The organism is Paenibacillus forsythiae T98 (genome assembly GCF_000520735.1).
GTDB classification, from domain to species: Bacteria; Bacillota; Bacilli; order Paenibacillales; family Paenibacillaceae; genus Paenibacillus_AQ; species Paenibacillus_AQ forsythiae.
Genome location: NZ_ASSC01000143.1, coordinates 1 through 5,296, shown reverse-complemented (window position 1 = coordinate 5,296; position 5,296 = coordinate 1). Strand labels below are relative to the sequence as shown.

Genomic DNA, 5,296 nt, shown 5'->3' with positions numbered 1-5,296 from the left:
GGTAACGCCGCTGCAGGCGGCGAACCTGATCGTCACGCTGCTGCATGGCGGCGAGGTGCGCGCGCCGCGAATCCTGAGCGAGGTCGATTTCGCCAATGGGCAGAAGCTGATGGACCTGCCTCCGCATCTTGCGCCCGCCGCCGAGGGGCGCATCTCGGAGCGCACCGCGAAGCTGCTGCGATTCTGGATGCGCCGGGTCGTGACCGACGGCACGGGGCGGCCGCTGCGCGACTCGCGCTGGGCGCTTGCGGGCAAGTCCGGTACGGCGGAGACTCTGGTCAAGGGCGCGCCGCGCAGCAATCAATGGTTCATCGGCTTCGGTCCGGCCGAGCAGCCCAGGTACGCGGCCGCGGTGCTGGTCAAGAACGCGGCTCCGGGAAGCTCCCACACCGCGACCCGGCTGTTCGGCGAGGTTATGGACCTTCTGGCGGAGTCCCCTCCTGCCTGATTCCGGTCTCCCCTTTCGCAGCGGAAGTATCTTCCGGCGTCCCGTTCCCGTCGCTGTAAGCGAACGGAGACACGATGAATTCCTCCTGCGGGAGAGAAATCCACTGCTGGAGGTAGCCCTGTTGCAATAGCTCCTTGATCAGAATCAGCAGAATGGGGGAGAGAATCAGTCCCGCCACACCAAAGGCCGAGGTCGACAGAATGACGAAAGACAGCATAAGGAACGCCGAGGAGACGCCGATGGAGTTGCCGGTGATCTTCGGCTCCAGCAGCTGGCGGACAAGCAGCACAACCGCCAGGAGTATGATAAGCCCGATCGCGAGCGGGGTGCTGCCAACGATGAACAGGTAGATGATCCAGGGAATCAGGATCGTCGACACGCCCAGCAGCGGCAGCACGTCGAACACCGCGCAGACGAGCGCCATCGTAAGCTCGTTTCCGGTCCGGAGGATGAACAGGCCCACCAGTACGATGACGAACGTAATCGAGATCAGGATCAGCTGCGCTTTCAGATAGGAGCCGATGGCTTTAAAGACATTGCCCTGCAGGAAGCGATAGGCCGTCTTGAACGTCTTCGGCATTTTGTCATGCGCGATCCGCCGCCAATCCTTGATTTCCATGCTGAGAAAGAAGGCGAGAATGATCGCCACCCCGAAATTCGCCATAAATGAAGAGAACGTGCCGAGGACACCGAACATATATTTTAAGAACACATACAGCCAGCCCGACAGCAGATCGGTGGCGCTTTTGAAATAGCCGTTCAGCTTCTCGGTCAGGTTGGGCGGCAGGGTCGCGATTTTCTGCTGAAGCCAGGTGGTAAGCTCCATAAAATGCTGCTGAATCACATATGTATAATGAGGAAGGTTTTCCTGAAACTGCAGCACTTGCGATGCGACCAGCAGTCCCGCGCCAAACAGCGACCCCAGCAGCAGGATCAGGAACAGCAGCACGGAGACGGCGGAGGCGAAAGGCTTGGATAGCCCCCTGCGGTTCAGAAATCTTGCCAGAGGCTCGATCAGCATGAACACGAAGAAGGAGAGGAACACGGGAGCGGCCAGCTGGTACAGCTTGCTGAAGGCGAGCATGACCAGGTAGACGGTGAGCACAAGCAGTCCGATATCGAAAAAGGTACGCCAATATTTTTTATACAGGGGCAGCATGGATTCAACGACTCCTTTACGTTTTGAATTGCTTTCTTATACAGACCTGTTTTCCATTGTACACGATTTTACCAAAAAACCGTCTTTTTCTTTGGCAGCTGTGGTAAAATAGGGGGTAATGTCTGGCTTCATATCGACCGTTTAGGCTGAAAACACTCTCTTCGGCCGTATCCCGCCTGTCACCCGGCAGACGCAAGAGCGGCTCTCAACTCAACTATGGAGAAAAGCGGGGAAGAAAAATGGAGACTTTGCTGCTCTGGTTGTTCTATATCTCATCATTTTATGCTTTTATTCCCGGCATTATCAGCCGACTCTTCGGTTACCGCGTCTTCCGAAAAGGAACCGGGGGTCAGGAGTTTGCCCTCACATTCGACGATGGTCCCGACCCGCAATATACGCCAAGGCTGCTTGATCTGCTGAACAAGCACGGCGCCAAGGCTACTTTTTTTGTGGTCGGTTCCCACGCGGAGAAGCATCCCGAGCTGATTCGCCGCATGCATGCGGAAGGCCACCTCATCGGTATTCATAACTACATTCACAAGAGCAACTGGCTGATGCGCCCCAGCACGGTCCGCAAGCAAATTGAGCGCACCCAGGATATTATTTACGGAATCACCGGCGAGCGCAGCACGTACTACCGTCCGCCCTGGGGGATTGTCAATCTGTTCGATTTCTCGAAGCGCCGCCAGGTCAAAATCGTACTGTGGTCGGCCATGTTCGGCGATTGGCGCAAGAAGCTGGGAGCGGAGCGGCTGACGGAAAAAATGCTGGCCCGCCTGAATCCCGGCGAAGTCATGCTGCTGCATGACTGCGGCATGACGCTGGGAGCCGACCCCGAGGCGCCGGAGTACATGCTGTCCGCGCTGGAACGCACGCTGGAAGAAGCGGGAATAAGAGGACTGCGCAGCATCCGGGTCGACGATATGATCAAGGCCGCGGAGAAATCGCCGCTCTCCCGGATGTCCTTTGGCAGGCGCCTGCTGGTCGGAGTCTGGCTGATCTGGGAGCGGTGCTTCCACCATATGTTCCGCCTGCGGACGGTAACGCCGAATCTGCCGTTTCTGCATTACCGTCTTCGCGAATACCAGGGCAAGACGGTTACGCTGGACCGAGGCATGGCGCTGAACAAGGGTGACCGCATCATTGAGATTCATGTCGACAACCGGCAGCTCTTCGAGTTCGGGATGCAGTCCCGTTCCGCCGCCCAGCTCGCGATCCGGATTATCCGGCGGATGGATAGGGATTTGCCGGTCCTGGCCGGAATTGTCGCCCGCGACGAGTCGCTCGCGGAAGCGAAGGCGCTGTACGGGGTCAGCATGATTAACCGGGGGCCGGAGAAGTTCGGCTTCGCCGTCAAGGATTTGCCGGAGGGACTGTTCGCCCGCCTTACGAAGTTCTACCTCAGAATCCTGCTGAGCGTGATCCATCCGGCCGGCGGGGCGCGGCTGAAAGAACGCAGCGAGGCGCTCGTCCCCAAGATCATCGCGATGCCGGTGTCGCAGCTGCTTGATACTTACGGACAACGATGCGCCGGGACAAAGCTGCGCAAGCATCAGGACGCCGCTGCGGTGCTTGAGGATGATCTGACGGATGAGGAACTCCCCGGCGCTCACGCCCATTAATTTATGCCCCGGATGAGGAGCTCGTCCGGGGCATTTTAATGCATTGTACGGCCCATTCATGAACATGTTTCAAAAAACAAATAAATATCATTCTCATCACCCCTTCAAAAATGTAATATAGAGGTGTCGGAGTATATTTGCCAGCCTAATTACAATAGGAGGTCATACCAATGCGAACCGTACAGTTTCCGCAGGATTTTGCCTGGGGAGCGGCAACCGCTGCATATCAAATTGAAGGGGCTTACAATGAAGATGGCAGAGGGATGTCGATCTGGGATACCTTTTCCCGCATCCCGGGCAAGGTTGATAACATGGACAATGGCGATGTAGCGTGCGACAGCTATCATCTGTACCATGAGGATATCGCCTTGATGAAGAAGCTTGGAATCACATCTTACCGTTTCTCCATCGCATGGCCGCGCATTTTTCCGGAAGGTACGGGAGAGCTTAACGCCAAAGGGCTTGAGTTCTACCATGCTTTCGTTGACGCCCTGCTTGAGAATGGCATCGAGCCGGTATGCACGCTGTATCATTGGGATCTGCCGCAATCTCTCCAGGATTCGGGGGGATGGGAGAACCGGGACACGGCCCACGCATTTGCCGCTTATGCCGAAACGGTGTTCCGCAGCCTTGGAGGCAAAATCAAGAAATGGTTAACGATTAACGAGCCTTGGTGTGTATCGTTCCTGTCCAATTATCTGGGCATCCACGCGCCGGGAAACAAGGATTTGCAGACTGCCGTTACCGTCGCCCACCATCTCCTGCTTGCCCACGGCAGCGCGGTGCGGAAATTCCGGGAATTGGGTCTTGCCGGAGAGATCGGCTATGCGCCCAATGTGACCTGGATGGAGCCGTACAGCGGCCGGAAGAAGGATATCGAGGCCTGCAAACGCGAGATCGGCTGGTATGTGGAGTGGTTCATGGACCCGGTGTTCAAGGGCGAGTATCCGTCTTTTCTGGTGAAATGGTTCCGCGAGAAAGGAGCGGAGGTTCCGATCCAGAAAGGGGATATGGAGCTCATCCATGAGAAGATCGATATCCTGGGCATCAACTATTATTCCGGAGCATTGGCGAAGTATGACGAAAGCGCGGGTCTTACGGCGTGCAAGCCGGTGGAAATGGGGGAGGACCGGACGGATATCGGCTGGCCGATTTATCCGGAAGGCTTCTATAAAGTGTTAAGCCATATCAACAGCCGCTACGGTGACATTCCCGTCTATATTACCGAGAACGGGGCTTGCTATAATGACGGACCGGACAACGGAATCGTGGCGGACGCGAAGCGGATCGGTTATTTGCACAGGCATTTGCTCCAGCTTCACCGCTGCATCTCAAGCGGCATTCCGGTCAAAGGGTATTTCGCCTGGTCGCTGCTGGACAATTTCGAATGGTCCTACGGATACAGCATGCGGTTCGGTCTGGTGCATGTCGATTACGATACGCTTGCGCGTACCCCGAAAGACAGCTTCTACTGGTATCAGGATGTAATCGCAACCGGCGAGGTGGAGAGCTGAACGGGACCTAGCTATAAAATAAAGCCCGGAGAGCATCGTCAAATGACGATTGCCCTCCGGGCTTGTTGCTATTGTCTGTGAGGCTCTGAGTGCTGCTTGCCTGTCAGTGCGGTGCTAGATCTTCAATACGCCGCCTTTGCTCGCGTTCGTGACAAGCTTGGAATACCGGGCCAGATAACCCGTCTTCACCTTCGGCTCGAATTCTTTCCAATCCTTGCGGCGGTTCTCCAGCTCTTCATCGCTGACATGCAGCTCAATCTTGCGGTTGTTCAGATCCAGCTCGATGATGTCGCCGTCCCGGACAAAAGCGATCGGTCCGCCCTCTGCGGCCTCCGGCGAGATATGGCCGATGCTGATGCCGCGGGAAGCGCCCGAGAAGCGGCCGTCGGTGATCAGGCCGACCTTGGCGCCAAGGCCCATGCCCGCAATCTGCGAGGTAGGGGCGAGCATTTCCGGCATGCCCGGTCCGCCCTTCGGACCTTCATAGCGGATAACGACAACGTGGCCTTCCTTGACTTTGCCGCCGGCGATGCCTTCGAGCGCCTGCTCCTGG

4 protein-coding genes and 1 pseudogene are annotated in these 5,296 nt (G+C 56.9%); 3 read left to right on the top strand and 2 right to left on the bottom strand.

Going from position 1 to position 5,296, the window contains the following annotated elements; genetic code table 11:
• Positions 1 to 448 (top strand): penicillin-binding transpeptidase domain-containing protein (locus L692_RS27820; protein ID WP_036722111.1); only part of this gene is annotated, 448 nt, incomplete at its 5' end.
• Here the strand turns inward: L692_RS27820 and L692_RS0105520 are convergent.
• Positions 414 to 1,607 (bottom strand): AI-2E family transporter, encoded by a 1,194-nt coding sequence (locus L692_RS0105520; protein ID WP_025697932.1) that lies wholly within the window; start codon positions 1,605 to 1,607, stop codon positions 414 to 416. The genes L692_RS27820 and L692_RS0105520 overlap by 35 nt on opposite strands.
• 239 nt (positions 1,608 to 1,846) lie before the next feature.
• On the opposite strand from L692_RS0105520, the gene L692_RS0105515 reads away from it, so the two are divergent.
• Both L692_RS0105515 and L692_RS0105510 read left to right on the top strand, forming a co-directional pair.
• A complete protein-coding gene (locus L692_RS0105515) occupies positions 1,847 to 3,229 on the top strand; it encodes a polysaccharide deacetylase family protein (RefSeq protein ID WP_025697930.1) in 1,383 nt (460 codons plus the stop codon).
• A gap of 170 nt (positions 3,230 to 3,399) precedes the next feature.
• Positions 3,400 to 4,743: a GH1 family beta-glucosidase gene (locus L692_RS0105510; protein ID WP_025697928.1), complete on the top strand. Its 1,344-nt coding sequence runs from the start codon at positions 3,400 to 3,402 to the stop codon at positions 4,741 to 4,743.
• 114 nt (positions 4,744 to 4,857) lie between these two features.
• On the opposite strand, the pseudogene L692_RS27815 reads toward L692_RS0105510, so the two are convergent.
• A pseudogene (locus L692_RS27815) lies at positions 4,858 to 5,296 on the bottom strand (dihydroxy-acid dehydratase); the annotation flags it as partial.

Excerpts from the sequence above, each read along its gene's own strand:
- L692_RS0105515 (WP_025697930.1), top strand. The coding sequence starts at position 1,847 with ATGGAGACTTTGCTGCTCTGGTTGTTCTATATCTCATCATTTTATGCT.
- L692_RS0105510 (WP_025697928.1), top strand. The coding sequence starts at position 3,400 with ATGCGAACCGTACAGTTTCCGCAGGATTTTGCCTGGGGAGCGGCAACC.
- L692_RS0105520 (WP_025697932.1), bottom strand. The coding sequence starts at position 1,607 with ATGCTGCCCCTGTATAAAAAATATTGGCGTACCTTTTTCGATATCGGA.